We start from the raw sequence: 25,945 nt of genomic DNA, 5'->3' as shown, positions 1-25,945 counted from the left end.
TCCCGCTACAGCTTGCAGACGACCTGGGCGAGCAGGTCTCCCATGCGCGAGGCGGTGGCGCGGCCGACCGCCAGCACCTCCTCGTGGTTGAGCGGCTCGCCGACCAGGCCCGCGCCCGGGTTGGTGACCAGGGAGACGCCGAGCACGTCCGCCCCGCCCTCCCTGGCCGCGATGGCTTCGAGCACCGTGGACATCCCGACCATGTCGCCGCCGAGGATCCTGCACATGCGGACCTCGGCGGGCGTCTCGTAGGTCGGCCCGCGGAAGGCCACGTAGACACCCTCGGTCATGGACGGCTCGACCTCCCGGACGAGGTCGCGCAGCCGGGGGGTGTAGACGTCGGTCAGGTCGACGAAGGTGGCGCCGGTGATGGGGCCGGCGCCGGTCAGGTTGATGTGGTCACTGATCAGTACGGCCTCGCCGACCCGCTGGGTCTCCGGGCGTAGCCCGCCCGCCGCGTTGGTCAGCACGATCGTCCCCGCGCCCGCCCTGATCGCGGTCCGCACCCCGTGCACGACCGGGTCGACGCCCCTGCCCTCGTAGAGGTGGGTACGGCCGAGGAAGATCAACGCGTTCGTGCCGGACCCGGTGCGCACCGCGCGGATCCTGCCCGCGTGTCCCTCGACCGCGGGAGGGGCGAACCCGGGCAGGTCGGTCACCGGGATCTCGGCGATCGTCTCACCGATCGCGTCGGCGGCCGGAACCCATCCCGAACCCATCACCAGGGCGACATCGAAGGAGCTCACGCCGACGGCCTTCCTCAGGGCGGCCGCGGCGTCCGTTGCGAGGGCATAAGGGTCGTTGGTCACGAACTGAGGGTACTCGTCCCGCCGTGGGAAACGGCGGGACAGAGCCGGTCAGCCTCCCGCGGACGTGCAGGGACGGCCCCGCAGCTGCCTGACGTAGTCGTCCGGCGCGCCCGCCTTCTCCGCGGCCTCGGCCAGGATGCCGAGATAGCGCGCGGACGGCAGGCCGCCCTCGTAACCGTCGATGACGTAGAACCAGGCGACGACCTCGCCGTCCAGGGTCTGCACTCGGAGCCTGACCTTGTGGTAGAGGCCGCGCGCGGCGCCCTCCCACTGGTCGAGGGAGGTCTCGTCCCACTCGGGCACGTCGTAGAGCACGACGAAGACCTCTTCGAAGGAGTCCTCCACGATGGTGGCGAGAGCGCCCTCCCAGCCGAGGTCGTTCCCGCCGAAGGTGAGGCGCCAGCCCTGAAGCCAGCCCGACCCCCTCATGGGGGAGTGAGGGGCCCGCAGGGCCATCTGCTTCGGGTCCATGTTGGTGCCGTAGGCGGCGTAGACAGGCACAGCGTCCAACACTAATCGAAGATCCGGCGGGTGCTCACGCGTGTCGGTGTGGTGTCGGTGTCTTTTGTCCCACGCCGTTGTCCACCGTACCCGGGTGTCCTTTGCCATAACCGGTCCTTCTGTGACAAGCGAAGGGGCCCCAGGGGGCGAATGCCGCGAAGGATGCGGGACAATGGGGTACGTGACGAGGATCGTGATCATCGGTGGCGGGCCCGGCGGATACGAGTCGGCTCTGGTGGCCGCGCAACTTGGGGCACGGGTGACCGTGGTCGAACAGGAGGGCCCAGGAGGGGCCTGCGTCCTGACCGACTGCGTGCCCTCGAAGACCCTGATCGCGACCTCGGTCCGCAAGCAGGCCCTGCTCGACGCCAGCATGCTCGGGGTGCACTTCACCGGCGGCCCCGACGGGGAGGTCGGCGGCGTCATCGCCGACATGCCGCTGGTCAACAGCCGCGTCAAGCACCTCGCCCAGGCCCAGTCGGCCGACATCGCCGCGCGGCTCGCCGCAGAGGGGGTCGAGGTGATCAAGGCCGCCGGGAGGCTGGTCGACCCCCAGGTGGTCAGGGCGGGCGACCGGACGATCCGGGCCGACGTCGTGATCGTGGCGACCGGCGCGACCCCGCGCATCCTGCCCTCCGCCGAGCCGGACGGCGAGCGCATCCTCACCTGGCGGCAGATGTACGACCTGGAGGAGCTGCCCGAGCACCTCATCGTGGTCGGCTCCGGCGTCACCGGCGCGGAGTTCGCCGGTGCCTACCGCTCACTCGGCTCCGAGGTCACGCTCGTCTCCTCACGCGACCGGATGATGCCCAACGAGGACGCCGACGCCGCCGAGGTCCTGGAGGAGGTCTACCGGCGCCGTGGGATGAACGTCATGGGCCGCTCCCGCGCCGAGTCCGTCAAACGCACCGCCGACGGCGTGGTCGTCACGCTTGAGGACGGAAGGACGGCCGAGGGCACCCACTGCCTGATGACGGTCGGCATGATCCCCAATACCTCGGGCATCGGCCTTGAGGAGGCCGGGGTGACCCTTGACCGGGGCGGGTTCATCCAGGTGGACAAGGTCTCCCGCACCTCCGCCCCCGGCGTCTACGCGGCGGGCGACTGCACCGGCGTGCTGATGCTGGCCTCCGTCGCCGCCATGCAGGGCAGGATCGCCGTCTGGCACGCGCTCGGGGAGGCCGTACAGCCGCTGCGCCTGGCCACCGTCGCCTCCAACATCTTCACCGACCCCGAGATCGCCGCCGTCGGCGTCACCCAGAAGGCCATCGAGGCCGGTGAGATCGTGGCCAACGTCGTCAAGCTTCCGCTGGCCACCAACGCCAGGGCCAAGATGCAGGGCTTCAACGACGGCTTCGTGAAGCTGTTCTGCCGCCCGAACACCGGCATCATCCTCGGCGGCGTCGTGGTCGCCCCCCGGGCCTCGGAGCTGATCCTGGCGGTCTCGGTGGCCGTCCAGCAGCGGCTCACCGTGGACCAGCTCGCCCACACCTTCGCGGTCTACCCCTCGCTTTCCGGGTCCGTCACCGAGGCGGCCCGCCGCCTGATGCAGCCGATGACCCCCAGCGGGATCTGACCTCGCCAACCGACGGGAGCGCCATGACACGTCTCGACGTCAACGGGATCGGGCTCAACGTCCAGGTCGAGGGGGAGGGGCCCGCCGTGCTGCTCGTGCACGGCTACCCCGACAGCCACGCCTGCTGGCGCTACCAGGTGGCCGCGCTGAACGCCGCCGGATACCGTACGATCGCGCCGGACCTGCGGGGATACGGCGACTCGGACAAACCGGCCGGGCTTGAGGCGTACGAGCCCCGGCTCTTCGTCGGCGACCTGCTCGCCGTCCTCGACGCGTTCGGCGTCGAGCGGGCGCACGTGGTCGGACACGACTGGGGGTCGGCGCTCGCGCAGTTCCTCGCCATGTTCGCCCCCGAGCGGGTGGCCAGCCTCACCTGCCTGTCGGTCGGCCACCCCGCCGCGCTGGCCGCCGCAGGCTGGCGGCAGCGGGAGAAGTCGTGGTACATGCTGCTGTTCCAGTTCGGCGGTGTCGCCGAGCGATGGCTCAGCCAGAACGACTTCCGCAACGCCAGGGAGATGCTGGAGGGGCATCCCGACGCCGACGAGATCATCGCGCGCATGCGCGACCCGGAGGCGCTCACCGCGGGCCTGGCGATCTACCGGACCGGCGTGCCCCCGGAGAGCCTGGTCGCCCCGCCCTCGGAGCCGCCCGCCCTCCAGGCCCCCACGCTCGGGGTGTGGAGCAGCCGCGACCGCTTCCTCACCGAGGAGTCGATGACCGGTACGGCCGAGCACGTCAGCGGCCCCTGGCGCTACGAGCGTGTGGACGGGGCGGGCCACTGGCTGCAGCTGGAGGCCTCGGACCGGGTCAACGAACTCCTGCTCACCCACCTGGCCCGCCACCCGGTCTGAGCCCGTCTCAGCGGGACGTCCTGGCGCGCAGCCTGTTCAGGGCGTTCCTGCCGTCCTGTACGGCCCGCGCGACGAAGTGCAGCTCCTCATCCCGCCTGGCCATCACCAGCGCGTTCTTGGCCGCCTCGTAGGCGTCGAGGGCGTGCCGCCAGTCGGCGTCGGCGGTCATGCCGCCCCGCCCGCTGATCTGGAACTCGTAGTCGAGCTGGTCGATCTCCTCACCCAGGCGGGTGATGTCCTCCTCGGCCCCGCGCCGCATGAGCGCGAACCTGGCGTTGCGCCTGTTGCGCCGCTGGGCGCTGACCCCCCAGGCCACCACGGTGACCGCCAGGCCGAGCGCGCTGAGCACGACCATGATGAGCCCGACGGACGTCCCTCCCCGTGAGGCCTGGGCGTCCGGAGTGGCCGTGCTCTTCGGCTCGTCGCTCTCCGGCTCCTCGGCGGGCGTCGGCACGGCGAACGGCCCGTCGATGCCCTTGGGGGTTCCCCGGGCACCGGTCAGGTCGGCGTCGTCGGCCTGGGTGAAGGAGGCGTCGTCGACCAGGGCGCCGACGAAGGAGGCGCCGTCGAGCTCGGCCTGGTCGAACACGGCCTCGCGCAGGTCGGCGTCCTTGAAGACCGCGAAGCCCAGGTCGGACTGCCCCATCTTGGCCTCGTGCAGCTTGGCCCGGGTGAAGTCGGCCTTGCGTCCCTTGATCTGGCCGGGCCTGCTCTCGTTGAGGTCGGCGTCGATCAGCTTGGCGTTGACGAAGTTGACCTGGGTCAGCACTGCCCTGGTCAGCTTCGCCCCGGTCAGGTTGGCGTAGGGGAACTCGGCCTGCCCGGCCTCGGCGTCGACCAGGATCGCCCCGCGCAGGTCGGCGTGGTCGGCGTGCATCTGGCCGAGGTCGGCCTCACTGAGGTTCGCCTCGCGCAGGTCGGCGTACTTCAGCGTGGCCTGGGTGAGGTTGGCCTGCCTGAGGTCGGCCCCGCGCAGGATTGCTCCGGTCAGATCCTTCTGGATGAGCTCGACGCCCCCCAGCTTCGCCTTGGTCAGGTCGGCGCAGCGCAGGCTGTACGGCAGCGCGGCGCCCTTGGTGAAGTCCCTGCCGCGCAGGTTGGCGCCCTGGCCGGGCCTGCACGGCCCGGCCGCGGCGGAGGCCGCCGTCTCGGCCTGGGCCGTGACGGGAGAGATCATGACCCCTGACAGCGCGAAGATCGCGGCGAGGAGTGTCAGGGAAACGGAACGACGCACGGGAACCTCCTTGGAACAGTCCCGATCGTGTCAGTGGATCATTGCATCCCGCTAGACGGAGGCTTGCACGTCGCGAGGGCGCGCCGTACCCCGCGTGACGGGTGTCACCGGGCCACGGCCAGGCGGTAGGTCTCGTCGGAGGCGAGGAGGTTGCGGTGGGTGTCGTCCGCGGTGACGGTGCCGTCGTCCAGGACGAGGACGCGGTCGGCGGCGCCGAGGAAGGCCGGGCTGCTGGTGATCACGATGGTGGTGCGGTCGCGGCGCAGCTTCGCGATGTTGTGCGCGATGAGTTGTTCGGTGACCGCGTCGACGGCCGTCGTCGGGTCGCGCAGGACCAGGATGCCGGCGTCGGCGGCCAGGGCCCGGGCCAGGGAGAGCCGCTGGCGCTGCCCGCCGGAGAGGTTCGCGCCGCGGTCCCGGACACCGTGGTCGAGACCTTCGCGGTGGAGGGCGACGACGTCGGTCAGCATGGACGCCTCGACGGCCTCGTGGATCATACGGTCGCCGCCCGCCGGGGCGATGTTCGTGCGGAGGGTGCCCGAGAAGATCTCCCCGTCGAACGGGTTCACCAGCATGTGTTCGCGGACCGTCTCGACGGAAAGGTCCGCCAGCCTCCGCCCGCCGATCCGCACCGCGCCCTCGTAGGAACCGGGCGGGGCGTCCATGGCCAGCACCGCCACGAGGTCGGCCGCCACGCGCGGCCGGTAGGCGACGATCGCCACGAACTCCCCTGCGGGCACCTGGAACGTCAGATCCCGCAGGGAACCGTGCCGGACGCCGTCCAGCACGAGGTCTCCGCTCTCCGGCAGACGCTCCCTCCCCGGGGTCGTCACCGCGGGCGCGGCCAGCACCAACGCCATCCGCTCGGCCGAGGCGCGCGCGATCATCACGTACTTCGGCATCTCGGAGAACAGTTTCAGTGGTTCCATGATGAACTGCGCCAGGCCCACGGCCATGACGAGCTCTCCGACGGTGATTCGGCCGTCGAACGCCAGCCAGCCCGCGGTGAGGGTCACCGCCGTGGCGAGGAGGGCGTTGAGCGCCAGCGCGACGCCCGCGTACGCGCCGTTGACCCCGGCGACGGTGACCGCCTGGTCTCTGGCCTCCGCGCTGACCTTCCGGTAGGAGAGGAACGCCGCGTGGTTGCCGCCGAAGCCGCGCAGCGGGCGCAGGCCGGCGATCAGGTCGGCGACCTTCGCGGCCGCCCGGGCCACCCTGGCCTGCTGTTCACGGGTGGCGGTGCCGATCCGTCTGGACATCACGCTCAGGACGGACAGGGTCGCGGCGGTGCCCACGATCACCAGCAGGCCGAGCCGTACGTCCGCCGTTCCCAGGGCGACCGCGGCGACCAGCACCGCGACCAGTGAGCTGACCAGCAGCGGCACCACCTCGATGATGTCGGCGGTCTGGTCGGCGTCCTCGGTGGCGACGGTCAGGACCTCGCCGGATCTGAGGTCGAGGTCCCTGGCCACGGGCTGGAGCCCGCAGGCCGCGACCCGTACCCGCCAGCGGTGCGCCTCGGTGGTGTTGGCCTTCTGCAGGATTCGCATCCCGAACCGCCATGAGAGGGAGACGGTCGTGATGATCACGGCCAGCGCGGTGATCGACAGGGCGAGAGCGCCGAGGCCTCTGTCCCGCAACGTGTGCTCGACGATCAGGCCGAGCGCGATGGGAAACGCGGTCTCACCGGCCTGGTACAGGCCCATGAGGAGGGTGCCCCAGGCCATGGCGCCCGCGTTGCGGCGCAGCGCCGTACGGAGGATGCCGGTTCCCGTGCGGAACCGTCGTTCTTCTGAGGTCGTCATCTCAGGCGCGCCGACCGTCCTGCCGCCACGCGTGCCACAGCCGTGCGTACCGGCCGCCCAGAGCCACCAGCTCCTCGTGGGTCCCCTGCTCCACGACGCGTCCGGCGTCCAGCACGGCGATGCGGTCCGCCGTCGTCGCCTGGGTCAGCCGATGGGCCACCAGCAGGGTGGTCCGGCCCAGGCACGCGGCGGACACGGCCCGTTCCAGTTTCGCGGCGCTCTGGCTGCCCGCCTCCGCGGTCGACTCGTCAAGCACCACCACCGGTGAGCGGCCCAGCACCAGCCTGGCCAGGGCGACCTGGGCGGCCCTGGCGCCGTCAAGACGTTCGCCGCCCTCGCCGACCAGGGTGTCCAGCCCGTCGGGCAGCGTCGCGACCCACGTGTCGGCGCCGCTCCCGCGCAGCGCGTCCATCAGCTCGGCGTCGGTCGCCTCCGGCGCGGCCAGCCGCAGGTCGTCGGCGAGCGTGCCGGAGAACACGTGTGTCTCCTGCGTGAGGACGCTCACCAGGGCCCGTGCCCCGGCCTCGTCCAGGTCGGCGAGATCGGTCGATCCGATGCGGACCACCCCTGCCTGCGGGGTCACGACGCCCGCGACCAGCGCCGCCAGAGTCGACTTGCCCGCGCCCGTCGCCCCCACCAGCGCGAGCGAGCCGCCCGCCGGGATCACCAGGTCGATGTCCCGCAGGACCGGCCGTTCCGAGCCGGGGTAGCCGAACGTCACCCCTTCCACGACCACCGGGTACGGCCCGGCGCCCGCCGCGGCGGTCACATGCCCCACCAGCCTCTCCTGCGTCGCCTCGCCGAGCACGCCGACCAGACGGGTCAGGCTCGCGCCCGACTTCTGCGCCTCGTCGAAGGTGAACATGATGGAGCCCAGCGGGTTGAACAGCCGATGGAACAGCAGCGGGGCCGCCGAGGCCTCGCCCAGGGTGACGGCGTCGGCCTCAAGCAGGACGTATCCCACCACGATGATCAGGACCAGCCCGACGAACTCGGCGCGGTTCTCCCTGCCGACGAACCGGCCGAAGAGCCGGAACACCTCGACGCCGAGGTCGCGCACCCGTGCCGACTCACCGGTGACCTTCTCGCGGAAGGCGGCCTCAAGGCGGTACGCCCGTACTGTGTCGATCCCGTTCAGGCCGCTGATCAGTGCCTGCGCGCGATCGGCCTGGGCCTCCCGCTGCCTCCGGTACAGCGGTGCGGACCGGGGGAGGTACCAGCGCAGGGCCAGCGCGTACGCGGGCAGCGCTCCGACGCCCGCAAGCCCGAGCCGCCAATCCAGCCCGAACATGCCGGCCGTGGCGATGACGACCAGCACTCCTGCGGAGAACACGGTGGGAACGGCCGTGCGGACGCCCTTGGACAGCACGGCCACGTCGTCGCCGACCCTGGACAGCACGTCTCCCCGGCCCGCCTGTTCGACGCGTGCGCTCGGTGTTCCCAGGACCGCGCGGACGGCGCCCTCCCGCAACCTCGCGAGCAGGTCAGCGCCCAGCCGCCCGATCAGGTACGTCGACGCCGCGGCGGCCGCCGCGCCGAGGAGCGCGGCGGCCAGCATCAGCGCGCCGATCGTGATCAGCGTCGACCGGGGCTCGCGGTCGATCACCCCGTCGACCACTCGGCCGAGCAGGAGCATCGGCAGCACCTGGAGAGCGGCCCCGGCCACCGTGGTGAGCACGGTGGCGGCCGTCAGCCACGGCACCTCGCGGGAGCGCGCCGCGACCCAGCGGGCCGCCTCCCGCCCGGTCGCCGTACGCAGCGGGGCCGGGACGGCGGGGGTGTCCGTGGTGTTCACCCACGGATCGCAGCGGGACGGGGGATGTTCATCGGTGACCTCAGCCGACCGACTTGACGAGTTCGTCGATCGCGTACGGCAGGGACAGCAGGGTGCTCTGGGACAGGGCCGCGCCGATCGCCGGGCCCTCGCTGTCCAGAAGGTAGGAGACCTTCCCGTTCTTGACCGCGGACAGGTTGGTGAAGAGCGCGAACTTCTTCAGCGCCTCCTGGTCCGCCTGGTCGGCGATGACGAAGATGCGGTCGACGTCGACGAGGTCGATGCGTTCGGGGGAGAGCACGGTGTAGAACTTGCCGCCGGCGATCTTGTCGATCTCCGTCGCGCCCTTGAAGCCGATGCCCGTCACGAGCCGTCCGCGTACGTCGGTGGTGGCGAACGGCGCGACCGAGTCCTTGTACCAGGACAGCGCGACGGCGGTCTGGTCCGCGAACTCCGGGTGCGCCTTACGAGCGGCGTCGAGTTTGTCCTGGATGCCCTGCACCAGCTTCGCGCCCTCGTCGGCCTTGCCGAGCGCCTTGGCGATGTGGAGAGCGTTGTCCTGCCACGGCGCGCTGAACGGCTCCGCCTCGCCCTTGGTACGGCCGACCGTCGGGGCGATCTTGGAGAGCCGGTCGTAGGCGGCCTTGTCGATCTCCGAGTAGACCGCGATGATCAGGTCGGGTCGCAGGGCGGCGATCTTCTCGTAGTTCGGGCCGGAGTCCCCGTTGCTCATGATGACCTCGGGCCGGGCGTCGCCCCACTTGTCCTTCACCCAGGGCCACTGGGTGTTGATGTCGGGGGTCTTGCCCGGCGGGTTCGGGTACTGGTCGACCATGCCGACCGGCCTCACGCCGAAGGCCAGGATGGCCTGGTCGTCGGTGTAGCCGACGGAGACGACCCGTTGCGGGGCCTTGGTGATCTGCGTGGACCCGAAAGCGTGCTCCACGGTGACCGGGAACGCGCCTCCCGGAGTGGCCGCCACGTCGCCGACCGGCTTGTCCGCGGGCTCGGAACCGCATCCCGCGAGGAGGCCGATGCCGAGGGCCGCGGCGGAGAACGCCGTGGCGAACCGCCGCAAGGTCTTCGTGGCCGTTGTTCGTTGGAGGAGCATCCCGGAATCCCTTGCTTTCGTACAATCCGCCACAAAACCAACCAGCGGTGGGGAAACCGTAGCACGTAGATATTAGGCAAGCCTAACCTCACCCTGTTGGCCGGTCACCGGGCCCTGAGGTTCGCCCGCACCAGCAGGTAGACGAGGAAGGGGCCGCCGATCGCGGCGGTGACCACGCCGACCGGAAGGGAGATCGGCAGCACCGTACGCGCCGCCAGGTCCGCGCAGATCAACAGCAGCGCGCCCGTCAGCCCGGAGGCCACGAGCGGCGGCGCCGGGTACCGGACCAGGCGCATCGCCACCTGCGGCGCCACCAGCGCGACGAACGGGACCGGGCCCGCGGCGCTCACCGCCATGCCCGCCAGCGACACCGCGCACAGCAGCAGGATCGCCCGCACCGTCGAGTGCCGGACGCCCAGGCCCGTCACGACGTCGTCGTCCAGTTGCAGCGCCCTGAGGTGGGGGGCGACGCACACCACGACGGCCATGAGGGCGAGCGTGCCCCACAGCGCCACCCGGACCTCTGCCCACGACCGGTCGTTCAGCGAGCCGACCAGCCACGCCTGGGCCCGCGCCACATCCCTGATGTCGGCCGTGACCAGCAGCCAGGTCGTGACGGCCTCCATCACGGCGCTCACCGAGATGCCGATGAGGATGAGCCGGAGACCGTTGATCCCACGTCGCCACGCCAGGAGGTACACCAGCAGACCGGTGCCGAGCCCACCGGCGAGCGCCGCGGCGGACAGGCCGACGGAACCGGCGATCGTCGCGGCGGCCCCGCCCGAAACCGTCACCAGGGTCACCGTGACCGCGCTCGCGCCTCCGGTGATCCCCAGGACGTCGGGGCTGGCCAGCGGGTTGCGCGCGATGGACTGCGTGATCGCCCCGGACACCCCCAGCGCGATCCCCACGACGAGCCCGGCCAGGGCGCGGGGCATCCGAAGGTCCATGATCACGAACTCGTCGACCTGCTCCCCTCGGCCGAGGAGGGTGGCGACCACCTGGCGCAGGCCGATGGGGAAGTCTCCGACGCCGATGGACAGGCAGAACGCCACGAAGGCGGCCGCCGTCAGCAGCAGGGTGACGAGCACCATCCAGGGCCGCCACACGAACGACACGGGGCCGAGCCGCACGCCCGGTGCCGACGATCGCTTCGTCGTTGTCTCGTTCATGCCGTCTTGAACTTTCCACGCCACACCAGCGCCGCGAAGAACGGGGCGCCGACGAGGGCGACGACGATACCGGCCTGCAACTCGCCGGGCCGTGCCACCACGCGCCCCACGATGTCGCAGACCAGCAGGACAAGGGCGCCGAGCAGGCCCGCGCACGGCACCAGCCAGCGATAGTCCGGTCCGATGAGATACCGGGCCACGTGGGCCACCATGAGGCCGAGGAACGCGATGGGGCCGCACGCCGCCGTCGTCGCGCCCGCCAGCAGGGTGATGGCGACGATGCCGACCGTCCGGCTCAGCGTGACGTTCACCCCGAGCCCTCGTGCCACGTCGTTTCCCAGGCTGAGCAGGTTGACGGCGGGCAGCGTGACCGCCGCCAGGGCCAGCCCGGCCACGACGAACGCGGTCAGTGGCCAGATGACGTCGAATCCGACACCGGACACCGAGCCCGCGTTCCAGAAGCGCAGCGCGTTCAGCGAGGCCTGGTCCGTCAGCGCGACCGCCGTGGTCATCGCGGCCAGGAACACCGCGACTCCCTGACCGGTCAGCGCGAGCGTCAGCGGACTGCCCGCTCCCCGGCCGAGACTCGCCAGCCCGAACACGACGGCTCCGGCGATCCCCGCCCCCAGGAAGGCGAACCAGACGTACTGGTACGGATTGCTGATCCCGAACAGGGTGATCACCGCAACGACGGCGAACGAGGCGCCGGAGTTCACCCCCAGCAGTCCCGTGTCGGCGATCGGGTTGCGCGTGTATCCCTGGATCAACGCCCCGCCGACCCCCAGGGCGACTCCGGCCACGATCGCCAGCACGGTCCTGGGTATCCGCACGGTCTGCACGATGAGCGTTATCTCGGTGAGCCGCCGGTCGGAACCCGGGGCCGTGAACAGTCCGTGCCACACTTCCGCGGGACTCAACGCGCGGGTGCCGACGGCCAGCGAAACCGTCCCCACGAGCAGAAGAACGACCACGAGCGTGCCCAGGCCCACCCCTTGCCGTCGCCGACGGACCCCCGTGGCCGCAGACATGGGACGTTTCACCACAGACGCACTCATTCGACGTACGTTATCCCTTTGGTTCGCCGGGGAATCCCTCCGGTCCGCAGGAGAGACGGCCGGTGGCCCGCGAACCGGAACACCTCGGCCGGCCGGGCCGTACGGCGTGCGCCCGCGCGAACGACGACGGGCGCGTCCCCGAGGGAACGCGCCCGTCCTGATCTCTGGCCGGTGAGGGCTCTCAGCCGGTGACCGCGGTGGCCGCCGGATCCGTCAGCGGTGACTACCAGTCGCCGCCACCGAAGTCACCACCGCCGAAGTCGCCGCCGCCGAAGTCACCCCAGCCGCCGCCGCCGAAGTCGCCTCCGCCGCCGCCGAAGTCACTGCCGCCACCGCCGTCGGCCAGGCCCTGCTCGTAGCCCGCGCCGTAACCGCTGTGACCCCAGCCGCCGCCCAGCATGCTGCCCATCATCGTGCCGACGAGCATCGCGCTCATGACGTCGCCGAAGCCGCCGTAGTAGCCGTAGGCGTAGGGCTGGTAGGCCGGGCCCGCGTCGTAGTAGGGACGGTAGTGGCCGTCCACCATGACCTGGCGGGTCTGCGGCTCGAAGCCACGCTCGATGGCCTCGGCGTCGGCCGCGCAGGCGGGCACGTCGCGCACCGCGCCGCCGGGCGGGGCCCAGCGGACGTCACGGACCGAGGGGCCGTGCTGCGGGTTGAAGAAGCACGGCGAGCGCCGCTCGGGGAGCGGCTGGTTGTTCACGCGCGCCTTCACGCAGGCCAGGGCGTAGCGGCCCTCCTCAAGCGCGGTGGTCACGCCACGGAGCTCGTCGGGGCGGTTGACCGCCGCGAGCTCCATCTTGGCCCGCTCGTAGGAGTCAAGGGCGCGCTGCCAGTCCTGCAGGTGATCGGAGCCGTTGCCCAGCAGCTTGACGTCGGTGTCCAGGTCGGTGATCTCCTCACCGAACTTGGTGACGTCCTCGTCCACGGTCTGCTTGACGGCGGCCAGCTCGGCGGCCTCACGGGCCTCGCGCTGCCGCTTCTTCTTGCGGGAGTAGAAGAAGATGCCCAGACCGCCCGCGACGGCCAGCACCAGGATGCCGATCAGCACGCCGCCCGAGGAACCCCCGGAGGAGCGGGAGGAGCTGGAGCCCAGCCCGGCACCGGTGGCCGCGTCGTCGGCCAGCTTCACGAAGTTGACGATGTTGTCCGTCGGGTTCTGGGTCGTGGCGGCCCTGCGGAGCAGCTCGTCCACGTCGATGCCCTTGACGTTGGAGACACCGAACGGCTGCTTGCCGTTCATGACCAGGATGGTCGCCTTGCCTCCGACGTCCTTGCGCAGAGACGTCAGCAGAGTCTTCGCCTGGGACTGGCTGGTGATCGAGCCGGAGGGCAGCAGCGCCACGTAGACCGTCGAGGTCTGCTCGGCGGCGCTGCTCATGGCGTCCGCGGCGTCGGTGGGGATGCCCGCCGCGGGGTCGGCGTAGAAGTGGTCGCCGTCCTTCAGGCCGGACGCGATCGTGCTCGGGTCGGGCGCCGCGGCGTTCGCCGCCGGGGCGATCATGAAAATGGTCAGCAGCCCGGCGAGCAACGCGATGATCGCGGCACCGAGGCGACCTGACGCTGTTTGCTTGGTGGTCACGGCAGAAAGCCCTCCTTCGCCCTGGAAGACGAGCGAGTGGACGTCAGAGTTCCCCCCTGACCGTAATCCTTTCCAAACCTGGACGCGTCACCCGGGAGGAGGAGGGGTCAGTTGTCACGAATGTCACAGATGGCGGCACCCGCCGTGACGGTCTGCCCGACCGCCGCGTTCAGCCCGGCGACGACTCCGGCCCGGTGCGCGGTCAGCGGCTGCTCCATCTTCATCGCCTCCAGGACCACGACCACGTCCCCGGCCGCGACCACGTCCCCGTCGGCGACCGCGACCTTCACGATCGTGCCCTGCATCGGGCTGACCAATCCGTCCCCGCTCACCGCCGCGGCACGCCCGGCGCCCTGGCGCCTGCTCGCGCGCCTGCCCCCGGCACCGCCCTGGGCCGTCGCGCCCGCGCCAGAACCGCCGACCAGCCCGGCGGGCAGGACGACCTCAAGCCGCTTGCCGCCGACCTCGACCGTGACCCGCTCGCGCTCGGCGGCCCCCGGCTCGGCGACCGGCCCGGCGTACGGCTGCACCGGGTTGACGAACTCGGTCTCGATCCAGCGGGTGTGCACCGCGAACGACGACGCCCCGTCCGGCGCGGTGAAGGCCTCCTCCTCGACCACGACCCGGTGGAACTCGGCCACCGTCGGCATTCCCTCAAGGCGCAGCTCGGCGAGCGCCCGCCTGGCCCGGGCCAGTGCCCGTCCCCGGTCGGCCCCGGTCACGATGACCTTGGCCACCAGTGAGTCGAACGCGCCGGGGACGGTCATCCCCGCCTCGTATCCGGCGTCGACCCGCACGCCCGGCCCGGAGGGCCAGCGCACCGCGGTGATCGTGCCCGGCGCGGGCAGGAAGCCCCGTCCCGCGTCCTCGGCGTTGATCCGGAACTCGATGCTGTGCCCGCTCACCCGCGGGTCGTCGTAGCCGAGCGGCTGCCCCTCGGCGATCCGCAGCATCTCGGAGACCAGGTCGAGCCCGGTGACCTCCTCGCTGACCGGGTGCTCGACCTGCAGCCGGGTGTTGACCTCCAGGAAGGAGATCGTGCCGTCCTGGCCGACGAGGAACTCGCAGGTGCCCGCCCCGACGTAGCCGGCCTCCCGCAGGATGGCCTTGGAGGAGGAGTACAGCAGCTCCATCTGCTCGTCGGTCAGGAACGGCGCCGGGGCCTCCTCGACGAGCTTCTGGTGCCTGCGCTGCAACGAGCAGTCACGGGTGGAGACCACCACCACGTTGCCGTGCGTGTCGGCCAGGCACTGAGTCTCCACGTGCCGGGGCCGGTCGAGGTAACGCTCGACGAAGCACTCGCCCCGGCCGAAGGCCGCGACCGCCTCCCGCACCGCGCTGTCGTACAGCTCGGGGATCTCCTCAAGGGTCCTGGCGACCTTCAGGCCCCGGCCGCCACCGCCGAAGGCGGCCTTGATCGCGATCGGCAGGCCGTGCTCGGCGGCGAAGGCCACCACCTCCTCGGACCCGGAGACCGGCTCGGCGGTCCCGGCGACCAGCGGCGCCCCCACCTTCTGCGCGATGTGCCTGGCCTGCACCTTGTCGCCGAGGGCGACGATCGCGGAGGGGGGCGGCCCGATCCAGGTCAGCCCGGCGTCGATCACCGCCTGGGCGAAGGCCGCGTTCTCCGCCAGGAAGCCGTACCCGGGGTGGACCCCGTCGGCGCCGCTGGTCTCGGCGACCGCGAGCAGTTTGGCGATGTCGAGGTAGGTCTCGGCGGGGGACTGGCCGCCCAGCGAGTGGGCCTCGTCGGCGAGCTGGACGTGCAGGGCGTCCAGGTCCTGCTCGGCGTAGACCGCGACGCTGGCCAGGCCCGCGTCCCTGCAGGCGCGGATGATCCGTACGGCGATCTCGCCACGGTTGGCGACCAAGACCTTCTGCACCGACATGGTTCCCTTCATCACGTGCGAACGGGGGGCTGGCGGGCCTCCAACGGAGTTTAGGCGCCGTACGGAGCCTGGGAAGAGCGGGGTCCCGCCCGCCGGGATTGGGATATGTCATGGGTTGTTTTTGGATGGCCGTATTGGTGATGATCCCCGTGCGCCGGAGTGGGCACGGCCGCCGGCACATGGCGCCTCTCGGATGACGATTCCCGGTATGACATGTGACTTACGGCGAATGACGCGTTATCCGGTCCGTGGGTATGGGAAGATCCATAGCCGCTCGGCATAATCCGAGTATCTCCGTGATCCACTCACCTATCGTGATGTCGTTTGGTGAGCCCCCGACACCGATCCAGAAGGAGTGCTGGCATGAGCCAGAACTTGCTTGGTGGCAATCCCGCGGAAATGCAGCAGATGGCCACCCAGTTCACCCAGCAGGCCGACCAGGTGAGGGCCACGATGGCGGCTCTGGACCGTGAGGCGGGAAAGGTCGGCACCGCCTGGACCGGCCCGGGTGCCCAGCGTTTCACCGAGGCCTGGCAGAACTACCGTGCCGCCTTCCAGCGCATGTCCGAGGAGCTCGCCGAGGCATCCCGCGTGATCAACACCTACCGCGGCAACATCGAGTCCGCCACGCGCTGACTCGGCCGCCACGCCGCCCCGGTCTCGTGAGACCGGGGCGGCGTTTTCGTTGCCCCGCCGTACCTCAGCCGGGCAGGGCCGTCTGGACGGCGGTGGCCGTGCCCAGCGTCACCAGCAGTCCCCTTCCCGGCGGGCCGCCGACCGCGCCGCGGGGGAGCCGGATGGTGAACAGGTCGCCGTCCGCGGGGCTCTGCACCGAGAGCAGCAGACCGGTGCGGGCCTTCCTGGCCTCGGCGACGAAACCCCGGTAGGCGGTGGTCAGGTCACCCGTCGTACCGCCGATGATGAGGCCGTGCTCGCTGTCGCGGCCGGTGCGCAACACCTGCTCAAGGGACATGCCCAGGGGTGAGTCGGGGGAGACCAGCTCCGCGTCGTCCACGATCGCCACGTACCGCTCGTGCCCCGCGACGGCCCTGTCGAGGTCGCCGTCCGCGCCGAGTACGGCCAGCACCCCCTCCTGCCCGGCCAGCGTGCTGAGCGGGCTGCGCCTGGGGGTGACCACCACCACGGGCGTCCCCCTGTCCAGCAGGGAACGGGCGGCGGTCAGCAGCGCCGAGGAACGCCCGGAACGGGACGGCCCGGCGACGACCGCGCCGGGTCCCTGGGCGAGCAGGTCGACGCCGAGCGGTGTCAGCGAGTCACCGCCGACGCCGAACAGCGCCCACAGCGGGGAGGGCGGCTCGAAGGAGGGCACCAGCTCCAGCGCCTGCGCCGAGGTGATCCGCATCGGCAGCGCGTCGACCCGCAGCGGCGGCTCGCCGTCCCACGGCCACCGCCCCGGCTCGGCCGTACCGGGGGAGGCGCCGAAGCGGCCGGGCACCTCCCTGGACAGCGCCTGCAACGCGGCGACCTGGGCGGGTCCGGAGGGATCGTCGCACAGCAGCGCGATCTGGCTCTCGACGATCCCGTGCTCCCCGGTGGCCAGCGCCCTGCCGGGGGCCAGCGCGGCGGGCAGGTCCTTCACCGGCAGCCCGGCCAGACCGTAGTCGGAGGGGTCGGCCAGGCGCAGGATCAGCCGGTCCTCGAAGACCGTGGAGATCTGCCCGAGCAGCACCGACCTGTCCCCGGTCACCACGGCGCGCAGCCCGACCGCGGGTCCCTCCCTGAGCAGCTGCATCGCCGACTCGATCAGCCGCCCGTAGTCGTAGCCCTCGAACGCGGCGACGAACCCCTCCCACCGGTCGAGCATCAGCACCATCCACGGCAGCCTGGGCCCGGTCGCGGCGGCGCGCAGCTCGGCCAGCGACGCGTAGCCCGCCTCGGCCAGCAACTGCTGACGCCGTCCGACCTCGGCGCGCAGCCGGGTCAGCAGCCGCTCGACCCGGTCGAGCTGGTCGCGGGTCACCACGGCGCCGCAGTGCGGCAGGGCCATCAGCGGCAGCAGTGCCCCGGAACCGCAGTCGATCGCGTGCAGGTGCACGTCCTCGGGGGAGGCCCCGGCGGCGATCGCCCCGGCGAGTGTGCGCAGCGCGGTCGAACGTCCGCTGCGGGAGGCGCCCGCCAGGAGCAGGTGCCCCCCGGCGGCCAGGTTGAGCGCCAGCGGTCTGCGGGCCTGCGCCCACGGCAGGTCGGTCGTCCCGAAGGCCAGCGGCGGCACCTCCTGGACCCCCGCCCGGTACGGCGGCGCGTCCCCGGGGGCCACGGTGACCCCGGGGGCCACCAGCAGGTCGTCGAGCGGCGGCAGCCAGGGACTCGGCTGCCGGGGGACACCGGCGACCCGGGCGGCCTCGACCAGGGCGTCGACCAGCACGGACAGGTCGGTGACCGCGGCGTTCTCCGCGGCCGTCTCCGGCGGCGTGAGCGGTTGCCCGAGCGCCCGCCAGCCGACCTCCGTCACCCTGGCCCGCACCTCGCTCTGCGCGCCGGGCCCGCGTCCGCCGATCCGCGCGGTCTGCACCGCCGTGGGCGTGCCGACGCCCGACTTCACGTAGCACCGTCCCGGGGTCGCCTTGGAGATGTGCGCGGCGTCCGGCCTGTCGATGACGTCGGAGGACTCCGCGGCCTCCGTCACCCGCAGCGCGATGCGCAGTGAGGTGTTGGCCTGGATGTCGGCGGTGACCACGCCGCCGGGCCGCTGGGTGGCCAGGATCAGGTGGATGCCCAGCGAACGGCCCCGCCTGGCGATGTCCACCAGGCCGGTCATGAAGTCGGGCAGCTCGCTGACCATGGCCGCGAACTCGTCGATGACCAGCACCAGGCGGGGCAGCGCCGCCAGCGGGTCGGTGCGCAGGGGCAGCTGCCTGACCGCCGAGCCCGCCCCGGCCACCATCAGGTCCCGTGAGGCGCGGGCCCGCTGCGCGTCACGCAGTTCGTGGTAGTCCTCGATGTCCTTGGCCCCGGCGGCCAGCAGCAACCGTTCGCGGCGGCGGATCTCGGCGGCCAGGGAGGCCAGCGCCCGCTGGGTGAGGTGGCCGTCGAGATCGCTGACCATGCCGACCGTGTGCGGCAGCCGTACGCACTCCTTGAAGGCGGCCCCGCCCTTGTAGTCGATCAGCACGAACGTCATCTCGTCGGGGCGGTTGGCCACCGCGAGGGAGCAGATCAGGGTCTGCAGCAGCTCCGACTTGCCCGCGCCGGTCGTTCCCGCGATGAGCGCGTGCGGCCCGTCGGTGCGCAGGTCGACGGAGAAGACGCCGTCGGGGCCCGCGCCGATCACCGCCCGTGTCGTACGGCCCCAGCGCTCGGCGAGGACGGCGCCGGAGACCGAGGGCAGGTCGAGCAGGTCGAGCAGCCTGGCGGAGCCGGGCAGGGCCAGGGCGGCCTCGTCACGGCTGACATCGCGCACCGGGGCCAGGGAACGGGCCAGCCGGTCGCACCAGGAGGAGGAGACCTGGTCGGCCAGGATCTCGCCGAGCCCGTCCAGGCCGCCTCCGCGCAGCCGTACGGTGCCGTCCCCGGCCACGTCCGCCACGGTGGCGCACTCTTCGGGCAGCAGCCGCTGGTCGTCGTCGAGGGCCAGGGTGTAGACGCCCGCCCTGGGGCCCTGGCGCAGGACCTGCGGCATGCCGGGCAGGGCGCGCAGGACCTGGGCGCCGTCCAGGACGACCAGCACGTCGTAGGGCCGCTCGTCGTACACGGGCGTCACGTCGGCGCCTCCCGGGGCGCCGTCGCCCCATCCGGAGGCGATGCGGCCGAGTTTGGCCGCGGACCCCTCCTCCTCGCCCTGGCGCCCCTCGATCAACGCGGTCAGCTCGGTCACCCTGCGGGCGGCGGCCTCGGGGTCGGCGCCGACCAGCGCGACGCAGTCCTCGCCGCCGCGCGGGGCGCAGTGCGGCAGCCAGCGCACCCAGTTCCAGTTCTCCTCCCCGTCGCGGTGCGCCGACAGCACCACGATCGCCAGGTCGCGGGGACTGTGCAGGGCGGCCGCCTGGCCGACCAGCCACCTGGCCAGCCCCGTGACGGCCGGTCTGTGCCCGGTCAGGCCGGCGACGCCGAGACGGCGCATGGCCAGGGCCACGGGCACCGCGTGACAGTCGGGCGGGTCGGGGAGCACGGAGTCGGCGGGGGCGGAGCGCTCCGGGGTGAACTCCAGGGCGGCGGGCAGGTCGGCGAGCCCGACCCGCAGCCTGAGCGCGTCCTGGTCGTGGTCACGGCGCTCCCACAGCCGCCGTCTCGGCCCGGTCGCGGTGAGCAGCACCTCGGCCGGGTCCGGCGCGGCGGTACGGCGCTCCGCCTCGTCGTCGGCGCGGGCGCGCTCGACGTCCGCCTCGAAGTCCTTCAGGCGCTTCCTGTACTCCTTCATCCGCTGGCGGTACTGCTTGCGGCCGTGCCGCCGGTCGCTCCACCACTGGCCGATCATGATCAACGGCGTCATCAGCGCCATCAGCAGGAAGTACCAGACGTGCAGGGTCCAGGCCATGACCACGCCGAGCGCGGCGGGCAGGAAGGCGGTCAGCAGCTGCAGCCGCATGGTCTCGGCGCGTTTCGGCTCCGCGGGGACCTCGAAGCGCCGTGTGTTCGGCGGGGTGCGCAGCCTGGGCGGCCGGTTGTAGGCGAGGCCGCCGTCGGGCTGGGCGTCCAGGTGCGCGTCCGGGGGCTCGACGGCCCTGAGGGTCAGCACGCTCGCGCCACAGGTCAGTACGGCGTGCTCCCGCCAGGGCGCCGGGCCTTCGAGCGGTTCCCGGTCGAGTCTCGGCGTGGCGCCTTCCCCCGCCTCGACGGTGATGGCCTCGGGCGTGAGCCGTACGACGGCGGCCCTGGGGGGCAGCATGGGGTCGGCGACGGAGACCGCGCAGGCCGGGCCGGAGCCGATGGTGTGGACGCCCAGACTGAGGCGGTGCACGGACCCGGCGGCGGGCCCGCCGACGACCCGGATCTCCACGACGCCGCCCGGTTCCTCGGCGAGCGTCGCGGCGGCCAGGTCGCGTTCGAGGGTGACGAGGTCGCCGTCGCGGAGCAGGCCGAGGGCGGGCGCGGACGGTTCGAGGAGGCGGCCGTCGAGCCACATGGGCGGGGGTTGTGACCCGGTGTCGCGGTCCAGGCCGTAGGGGGCCTTGCTGCGGGTCAGCCGTACCACGTTGCTCGGCCGCTCACCGCCCTGGCCGGCGAGCGCCTCGGCGAGCCTGGCGACCGTGGTCGTGTCGTCGCCCTCGACCACGACATCGCGGTCGGCGTGCTCGCTGAGCACGGTGAGCATGATCCGCATCGACGCTCTCCTCGGGTCGGAGCCCCGGTCCACGGTACAGAGTGGCACTTGTCGCGAAGGAGTGGTTTGCGGCAATGCCATGGGTTGTGGAGCGGTATGTGGAAAACGTGGCGGCCTGTGGAAAACCGCCTGATGACAGTGGCCGGTCGTGCCGTTTTAAATGGGCGTTCGCTCATCGGGCCGCGCACGGGAATGGCCGGGTGGGGCTGTGGAAAACTCAGGCCGCCGCCTCGCCGTACGGCCTGACCTGGGAGGTCGTGGCGACGGGGCGCGGACGGCGGGCAACGGGAGACGCCGTCTTCGCGTATGTGGTTTCGCGGTGACACGGGTGATCCGTTTTCCTGAGGGGGAACCGCATCCGGGGTGGGGCCGTGGCGGCGCACCCGGGCCACTTCGCCATGACGCAAGCCATGACGCAAGGATGACACACGGTGAACGGCCTTCCGGCCGGATGGTGAAGGGTGCGGGTCTTTCCCGCCGAATGAGCCCCCTAAACGCCGGGGCGGATGCCGCACGAGATTAATCAGATGCCCTTATCACCCCGATAAGTCTCCTGTCATCTCACCGAACCGTCAGTATCCTTGGGATCGACGTTGACAGACCTGTTCCTATCAAACGAGCATGGGACCTGGATTTTGTCTGCCTGTTCATCGGTGCGGTGCGCATAATGGCGTAAATTCGAGCAGTAGTCCCATTTGCGAAGACTCTGGGAGTCCCCCTACCCATGAGGACCAGTGAGAAGCCGGGCGGCCGCCCCCCGGCGAACGCCGAGCGGCCGGGCGCGCAACCAGGGCTTTCCGGCCCGGCGTCGCGCAAACTCCCCGTGTCCCCGCGTGAGCGCAAACCCGCGCTCGCGGCCCTCGCCCTGTTACTCATCCTGGGCGGCGCGCTCGCCACCACCCTCCTGGTGCTGCGCAGCGGAGACCGGGTCTCCGCGATCCGGATCGTCAAGCAGATCGGCGCCGGGCAGCAGATGCTCGTCACCTCCATGCAGGAGGTGCAGATCGCCGACACCGGCATCGACTACGTTCCGTGGTCGCAGAGCGCCCAGGTCGCCCACGACTTCGCCAGCGTCACCCTCCTGCCGGGCACCCTGCTGACCCCCAGGATGGTCGCCTCGGCGAGCGGGGAGCTCGGGCCGGGCAAGGCCATCGTCGGCCTGTCGCTCAAACCCGGCCAGCTGCCCATCACCCTCGACGAGGGCGACCGGGTCCAGGTGATCTACGTGCCGGGCCGGGGCGGCGACGGCACACAGAGCCGGGTCCTGGCGCAGAGCGCGCTCGTCCACCGGATGACCGCGACCAGCAGGGGAACCCCGGCCGGTCCGCTGGCGATCGTGGTCGACGTCAAGGACGCGCCCCTGATCAGCACCTACGCCTCAAGCGGCGAGGTCGCGGTGGTCGAGCTCCCCGGAGCCCGCTGAGATGGCGCTCATCGTGCTGGCGGCCGACAAGGGGGCGCCCGGGGTCACCACGGCGGCCACCGCGCTCGGCGCGGTCTGGCCTCGTTCGGTCCTGCTCGCCGAGTGCGACCCGGCGGGAGGAGACCTGGCCTACCGCCTGCCCGCGCAGGACGGCGGCGTGCTCAACCCGGGCAGGGGCCTGCTCACCCTGGGGGCCACGGCCCGCAGGGGACTGCAGCCCGAGCAGATCCACGAGCACACCCAGCGGATCGTCGGCGGGCTCGACGTGCTGGCCGGGCTGACCCACGGCGAACAGGCCGCGGGCCTCACCTGGCTGTGGGGGCCGCTCGGCCGCGCGTTCGCCGCGCTGCCCGGCGCCGACGTGCTGGCCGACTGCGGGCGCCTGGGCGGTCACCCCGAGATGACCGAGCTGGTCACGGAGGCGGCCCTGGTGGTGCTGTTCACCAGGGCGAGCCTCGACCACGTCGCCCACCTGCGCGAACGCCTCCAGGTGCTGCCCTCCTCGGTGCAGGTCGCGGTCGTGGTGATCGCCGATCCCCGCCAGTACCGCACGACGATCGACGACGTCCGCCGGATCGTCACGGCGACCGGCAGACAGGTCGCCTTCGTCACCGGCATCGCGCACGACCCCAAGGGCGCCGAGCTGCTGCGCGGCCAGTGGGGCGGGCGCCTCGACCGCTCGCTGCTGATCCGCACCGCCCGTGAGCTGGCCGGACGCCTCGCCGCCCAGATCCGCGCCCCGGAGCACGTCCTGTGACCATAGACCACACCCTGGTGAAGCGCTTCCGGCAGGAGGTCGGCGACCGGCTGGCCCACCAGCGCCGCCTCGACCAGGCCAGCGGCCTGCCGCCGATGAGCGGCGAGGACGAACGCCAGTTCGCCCGCGCGCTGATCGCCCAGGTGCTTGAGGAGTTCGCCCGCGGGGAGATCGGCGTCGGCCGTACCCCGCCGACCGCCGAGGAGGAGGAGGCCCTCGCCGGCGGAATCCACGCCGCGCTGTTCGGCGTCGGCCGCCTGCAGCCGCTGCTCGACGACCCCGACGTCGAGAACATCGACATCAACGGCTGCGACCGGGTCTTCGTCGGCTACGCCGACGGCCAGGAGCTCATGAGGGAGCCGGTCGCCGACTCCGACGAGGAGCTCATCGAGCTGATCCAGGTCCTCGCCGCCTACAGCGGCCTGTCCAGCAGGCCGTTCGACACCGCCAACCCCCAGCTCGACCTGCGCCTGCCCGACGGGTCCCGGCTTTCCGCGGTGATGGACGTGACGGTCCGCCCCGCCGTCTCCATCCGCCGCTCCCGCCTGGGCAAGGTCTTCCTCAGCGACCTGGTCGGCAACGGCACCGTGACCCCGGAGATCGGCCGTTTCCTCGCCGCGGCCGTCGCGGCCAGGAAGAACATCATGATCTCCGGCTCGACCAACGCGGGCAAGACGACCCTGCTGCGAGCCCTGGCCAACGAGATCCCGCCCCACGAACGCCTCATCACCGTCGAGCGCGCCCTCGAACTCGGCCTCGACCAGTTCGCCGAGCTGCACCCGAACGTGGTCGCCTTCGAGCAGCGGCTGCCCAACTCCGAGGGCCAGGGCGAGATCTCGATGGCCGAGCTGGTGCGCCGCTCGCTGCGCATGAACCCCTCCCGGGTGATCGTCGGAGAGGTCCTCGGCGACGAGATCGTCACCATGCTCAACGCGATGACCCAGGGCAACGACGGGTCCCTGTCCACCATCCACGCCAACTCCTCGATGGAGGTCTTCAACCGCATCGCCACCTACGCCCTCCAGGCCGCCGAGCGCCTGCCGATCGAGGCGACCCACATGCTCATCGCGGGCGCGATCGACTTCGTGGTCTTCATCGAGAAGCGCAACGACTACGCCAAGGGCGGCAGGCTGCGCCGCTTCGTCTCCAGCGTGCGCGAGGTGGCGGGCGTCGACGGGCGGGTGCTCTCCTCCGAGGTCTTCGCCACGGCCCCCGACGGCCGGGTCCTGCCGAACGCCCCCCTGTCCTGCATGGAGGAGCTGGCCCACCACGGCTACGACCCCGGAGGCTGGGCGTGAACGGCCTTCCCCCCGGCCTGTTCGACCCGCTGGTCATGCTCGCGGGCGCGGCACTCGGCGCCGGGCTGTTCCTGCTCGGCCTGGCCCTGTACGGCCTGCGCCCCCGGCCCGCGACCCCGGGCAGGAAGGCGGGAAGACGCGAGCTTCTCAAGGCCCTGTCCACCCGCTCGGCGATCGGCGCGATCGTGGGCGTCCTGGTGCTCGTGGTGACCGGATGGCCGGTCATGGCGGCCGGGGCCGTACTGCTCGCGCTCGGGTGGCGGGGTCTGGCGGGAGGCGCGGCCGAGGAACGTACGGCGATGCGGCGCCTTGAGGGCCTGGCCGCCTGGACCGAGTCGCTCCGTGACACCATCGCCGGGGCGGCGGGCCTGGAACAGGCGATCCCGTCGTCGATCAGGGCCGCCGCGCCGACCCTGCGCCCGCACCTGCTCTCGCTGGTCGACCGGCTGCACACCAGGATGCCGCTGCAGGACGCGCTCAGGCTGTTCGCCGACGAGCTGGACGACCCCTCGGCCGACCTCGTCGTGGCCGCGCTCATCCTCAACTCGAAGCTGCGCGGCCCCGGCCTGCGCGACGTGCTCGGCGCGCTGGCCGTCTCGGCCCGCGAGGAGCTGGACATGCGCCGCCGCGTCGAGGCCGAGCGCCGCTCGACCCGGCGCAGCGTGCAGATCGTGGTCGGTACGGCCATCGCCTTCGCCGTGGCGCTCGTGGTGTTCAACCCCTCCTACGTCGCCGAGTACGACAGCGCCCTCGGGCAGGCCGTGCTCGTGGTCGTGGCCGCGTTCTTCGGTGCGGGCTTCGCCTGGATGCGGCGCCTGGCCCGCTTCGACAAGCCCGCCAGACTGCTTGGCCTGCCCACCGGAGGGGCCGTGGGAGGCGAGGCGCGCGATGCCGACTGACGCGCTGTTCGCCGGGGGCGTGTTCGGCCTCGGCCTGTTCCTGCTGATGCGGGCGCTGTTCCCGGCCAGACCGGGACTGGTGACCAGGCTGCTGGCCCTCGACGCGGCCAGGGAGGGCACCCAGGCGCCCAGGGCCAGGCTCATCCTGCCGGACGAGGACGTCAGCGCCCTGCGCAGGGAACTCGGCGTACGGCTGGCCCGCCTGTACGCGGCCAGGGGCTGGCAGGCGCGCTCGGCCAAGGCCGACCTGGCCCTGCTCGGCAGGTCGTTCGAGGCGTTCCTGGCCACCAAGGTGCTGCTGGCCGTCTCCGGGCTGCTGGCCTTCCCCCTGCTGGCCGGTTGGCTGGTGCTGATGAGCTGGGACGCCTCGATCACGATGCCGCTGTGGGTCGCCCTCGCGGTCTCCGGGGTGTTCTTCGTCCTGCCCGACCTCCAGGTCAAACGGGACGCCGCGCGGATGCGCCGCGACTTCCGGCACGTCGTCGGCGCCTTCCTCGACCTGGTCGCGATGAACCTCGCGGGCGGCCGGGGCGTGCCGGAGGCGCTGCTGATGGCCGTCTCCGTCGGCGCGCCCGCCGGGGACGAGGAGGAGGCCAACTGGGCGATGGCCCGCATCCGTGAGGCGCTCGGCAACGCCAGGATCGTCGGCATCACCCCGTGGCAGGCCCTCGGACAGCTCGGCGACGAGATCAACGTGGACGAGCTGCGCGACCTGTCCGCCGCCCTCGGGCTGGTAGCCGACGACGGCGCCAAGGTCCGCTCGTCGCTGACCGCGCGCGCCGCGACCCTGCGGCGGCGGGAACTCGCCGAGATCGAGGGACAGGCGGGTGAGCGTTCCCAGTCGATGCTCGTCGCGCAGCTCCTGCTCTGCGCCGGCTTTGTGATCTTCCTGAGTTTTCCGGCAGCGATGAAGATGTTGGGGTCCTGA

General features: G+C 71.9%; 19 protein-coding genes. 8 read left to right on the top strand and 11 right to left on the bottom strand.

Going from position 1 to position 25,945, the window contains the following annotated elements; translation table 11 throughout:
- Positions 1 to 5: 5 nt before the first annotated feature.
- A complete protein-coding gene (locus ACFYY8_RS02835; protein ID WP_390036481.1) occupies positions 6 to 809 on the bottom strand; it encodes a purine-nucleoside phosphorylase in 804 nt (267 codons plus the stop codon).
- A gap of 48 nt (positions 810 to 857) precedes the next feature.
- Complete coding sequence (locus ACFYY8_RS02830; protein ID WP_390036479.1) at positions 858 to 1,310, bottom strand: gamma-glutamylcyclotransferase; 453 nt, start codon at positions 1,308 to 1,310, stop codon at positions 858 to 860.
- Between the two features lie 181 nt (positions 1,311 to 1,491).
- Between ACFYY8_RS02830 and ACFYY8_RS02825 the strand changes: the two genes are divergently transcribed.
- Together ACFYY8_RS02825 and ACFYY8_RS02820 are read left to right on the top strand one after the other, a co-directional pair.
- On the top strand, positions 1,492 to 2,886 hold the full coding sequence (locus ACFYY8_RS02825) for an NAD(P)H-quinone dehydrogenase (protein WP_362772768.1): 1,395 nt from the start codon (positions 1,492 to 1,494) through the stop codon (positions 2,884 to 2,886).
- 23 nt (positions 2,887 to 2,909) lie between these two features.
- Positions 2,910 to 3,737, top strand: coding sequence for an alpha/beta fold hydrolase (locus tag ACFYY8_RS02820; protein ID WP_390036476.1), 828 nt, complete (start codon positions 2,910 to 2,912; stop codon positions 3,735 to 3,737).
- A 7-nt stretch (positions 3,738 to 3,744) separates the two neighbouring features.
- On the opposite strand, the gene ACFYY8_RS02815 is transcribed toward ACFYY8_RS02820, so the two are convergent.
- From ACFYY8_RS02815 to ACFYY8_RS02780, 8 genes are all read right to left on the bottom strand, one after another.
- Positions 3,745 to 4,971 (bottom strand): pentapeptide repeat-containing protein, encoded by a 1,227-nt coding sequence (locus ACFYY8_RS02815; RefSeq protein ID WP_390036474.1) that lies wholly within the window; start codon positions 4,969 to 4,971, stop codon positions 3,745 to 3,747.
- 104 nt (positions 4,972 to 5,075) lie between these two features.
- Entirely contained in the window at positions 5,076 to 6,776 is a 1,701-nt protein-coding gene (locus ACFYY8_RS02810) for an ABC transporter ATP-binding protein (protein WP_390036472.1), read from the bottom strand.
- Position 6,777: 1 nt separating this feature from the next.
- A complete protein-coding gene (locus tag ACFYY8_RS02805; RefSeq protein ID WP_390036470.1) occupies positions 6,778 to 8,571 on the bottom strand; it encodes an ABC transporter ATP-binding protein in 1,794 nt (597 codons plus the stop codon).
- 40 nt (positions 8,572 to 8,611) lie between these two features.
- Positions 8,612 to 9,661 (bottom strand): iron-siderophore ABC transporter substrate-binding protein, encoded by a 1,050-nt coding sequence (locus ACFYY8_RS02800; RefSeq protein ID WP_390036468.1) that lies wholly within the window; start codon positions 9,659 to 9,661, stop codon positions 8,612 to 8,614.
- Positions 9,662 to 9,765: 104 nt separating this feature from the next.
- Positions 9,766 to 10,833 (bottom strand): FecCD family ABC transporter permease, encoded by a 1,068-nt coding sequence (locus ACFYY8_RS02795; protein ID WP_390036466.1) that lies wholly within the window; start codon positions 10,831 to 10,833, stop codon positions 9,766 to 9,768.
- The gene (locus ACFYY8_RS02790; protein ID WP_390036464.1) at positions 10,830 to 11,861 is read right to left on the bottom strand and encodes a FecCD family ABC transporter permease; all 1,032 of its coding nucleotides are present in this window, start codon (positions 11,859 to 11,861) and stop codon (positions 10,830 to 10,832) included. The genes ACFYY8_RS02795 and ACFYY8_RS02790 overlap by 4 nt, the downstream gene beginning before the upstream one ends.
- A gap of 250 nt (positions 11,862 to 12,111) precedes the next feature.
- Complete coding sequence (locus tag ACFYY8_RS02785) at positions 12,112 to 13,470, bottom strand: hypothetical protein (RefSeq protein ID WP_390036462.1); 1,359 nt, start codon at positions 13,468 to 13,470, stop codon at positions 12,112 to 12,114.
- A gap of 107 nt (positions 13,471 to 13,577) precedes the next feature.
- The gene (locus ACFYY8_RS02780; RefSeq protein WP_390036460.1) at positions 13,578 to 15,353 is read right to left on the bottom strand and encodes a biotin carboxylase N-terminal domain-containing protein; all 1,776 of its coding nucleotides are present in this window, start codon (positions 15,351 to 15,353) and stop codon (positions 13,578 to 13,580) included.
- Positions 15,354 to 15,722: 369 nt separating this feature from the next.
- Between ACFYY8_RS02780 and ACFYY8_RS02775 the strand changes: the two genes are divergently transcribed.
- Positions 15,723 to 15,995, top strand: coding sequence for a WXG100 family type VII secretion target (locus ACFYY8_RS02775; RefSeq protein WP_012888044.1), 273 nt, complete (start codon positions 15,723 to 15,725; stop codon positions 15,993 to 15,995).
- A gap of 64 nt (positions 15,996 to 16,059) precedes the next feature.
- Here the strand turns inward: ACFYY8_RS02775 and ACFYY8_RS02770 are convergent, their stop codons facing one another.
- Positions 16,060 to 20,640, bottom strand: a complete 4,581-nt coding sequence (locus ACFYY8_RS02770; protein ID WP_390036458.1) for an FtsK/SpoIIIE domain-containing protein — start codon at positions 20,638 to 20,640, stop codon at positions 16,060 to 16,062.
- A 724-nt stretch (positions 20,641 to 21,364) separates the two neighbouring features.
- On the opposite strand from ACFYY8_RS02770, the gene ACFYY8_RS02765 reads away from it, so the two are divergent.
- Genes ACFYY8_RS02765 through ACFYY8_RS02745 form a run of 5 tightly spaced genes read left to right on the top strand, consistent with a single transcriptional unit; the run spans position 21,365 to position 25,945 of the window.
- The gene (locus tag ACFYY8_RS02765; RefSeq protein ID WP_352010015.1) at positions 21,365 to 22,063 is read left to right on the top strand and encodes a hypothetical protein; all 699 of its coding nucleotides are present in this window, start codon (positions 21,365 to 21,367) and stop codon (positions 22,061 to 22,063) included.
- Between the two features lies 1 nt (position 22,064).
- Positions 22,065 to 22,820, top strand: a complete 756-nt coding sequence (locus ACFYY8_RS02760; protein WP_386193602.1) for a hypothetical protein — start codon at positions 22,065 to 22,067, stop codon at positions 22,818 to 22,820.
- The gene (locus ACFYY8_RS02755; protein ID WP_390036455.1) at positions 22,817 to 24,118 is read left to right on the top strand and encodes a CpaF family protein; all 1,302 of its coding nucleotides are present in this window, start codon (positions 22,817 to 22,819) and stop codon (positions 24,116 to 24,118) included. Before ACFYY8_RS02760 ends, ACFYY8_RS02755 begins: the two co-directional genes overlap by 4 nt.
- Positions 24,115 to 25,017 carry a type II secretion system F family protein gene (locus ACFYY8_RS02750; protein WP_390036453.1) on the top strand — a complete coding sequence of 301 codons (903 nt, stop codon included), beginning with the start codon at positions 24,115 to 24,117 and terminating at the stop codon, positions 25,015 to 25,017. The genes ACFYY8_RS02755 and ACFYY8_RS02750 overlap by 4 nt, the downstream gene beginning before the upstream one ends.
- The gene (locus tag ACFYY8_RS02745; RefSeq protein WP_390036451.1) at positions 25,007 to 25,945 is read left to right on the top strand and encodes a type II secretion system F family protein; all 939 of its coding nucleotides are present in this window, start codon (positions 25,007 to 25,009) and stop codon (positions 25,943 to 25,945) included. Before ACFYY8_RS02750 ends, ACFYY8_RS02745 begins: the two co-directional genes overlap by 11 nt.

The organism is Streptosporangium sp. NPDC001559, from assembly GCF_042893955.1.
Lineage (GTDB): Bacteria > Actinomycetota > Actinomycetes > Streptosporangiales > Streptosporangiaceae > Streptosporangium.
This window is presented reverse-complemented; position numbering and strand designations above follow the sequence as displayed.

Bases quoted from the DNA above. Each gene is read 5' to 3' on its own strand.
- ACFYY8_RS02820 (WP_390036476.1), top strand. From the start codon at position 2,910: ATGACACGTCTCGACGTCAACGGGATCGGGCTCAACGTCCAGGTCGAG.
- ACFYY8_RS02810 (WP_390036472.1), bottom strand. From the start codon at position 6,776: ATGACGACCTCAGAAGAACGACGGTTCCGCACGGGAACCGGCATCCTC.
- ACFYY8_RS02800 (WP_390036468.1), bottom strand. From the start codon at position 9,661: ATGCTCCTCCAACGAACAACGGCCACGAAGACCTTGCGGCGGTTCGCC.
- ACFYY8_RS02795 (WP_390036466.1), bottom strand. From the start codon at position 10,833: ATGAACGAGACAACGACGAAGCGATCGTCGGCACCGGGCGTGCGGCTC.
- ACFYY8_RS02790 (WP_390036464.1), bottom strand. From the start codon at position 11,861: ATGTCTGCGGCCACGGGGGTCCGTCGGCGACGGCAAGGGGTGGGCCTG.
- ACFYY8_RS02775 (WP_012888044.1), top strand. From the start codon at position 15,723: ATGAGCCAGAACTTGCTTGGTGGCAATCCCGCGGAAATGCAGCAGATG.
- ACFYY8_RS02770 (WP_390036458.1), bottom strand. From the start codon at position 20,640: ATGCGGATCATGCTCACCGTGCTCAGCGAGCACGCCGACCGCGATGTC.
- ACFYY8_RS02765 (WP_352010015.1), top strand. From the start codon at position 21,365: ATGAGGACCAGTGAGAAGCCGGGCGGCCGCCCCCCGGCGAACGCCGAG.
- ACFYY8_RS02760 (WP_386193602.1), top strand. From the start codon at position 22,065: ATGGCGCTCATCGTGCTGGCGGCCGACAAGGGGGCGCCCGGGGTCACC.
- ACFYY8_RS02745 (WP_390036451.1), top strand. From the start codon at position 25,007: ATGCCGACTGACGCGCTGTTCGCCGGGGGCGTGTTCGGCCTCGGCCTG.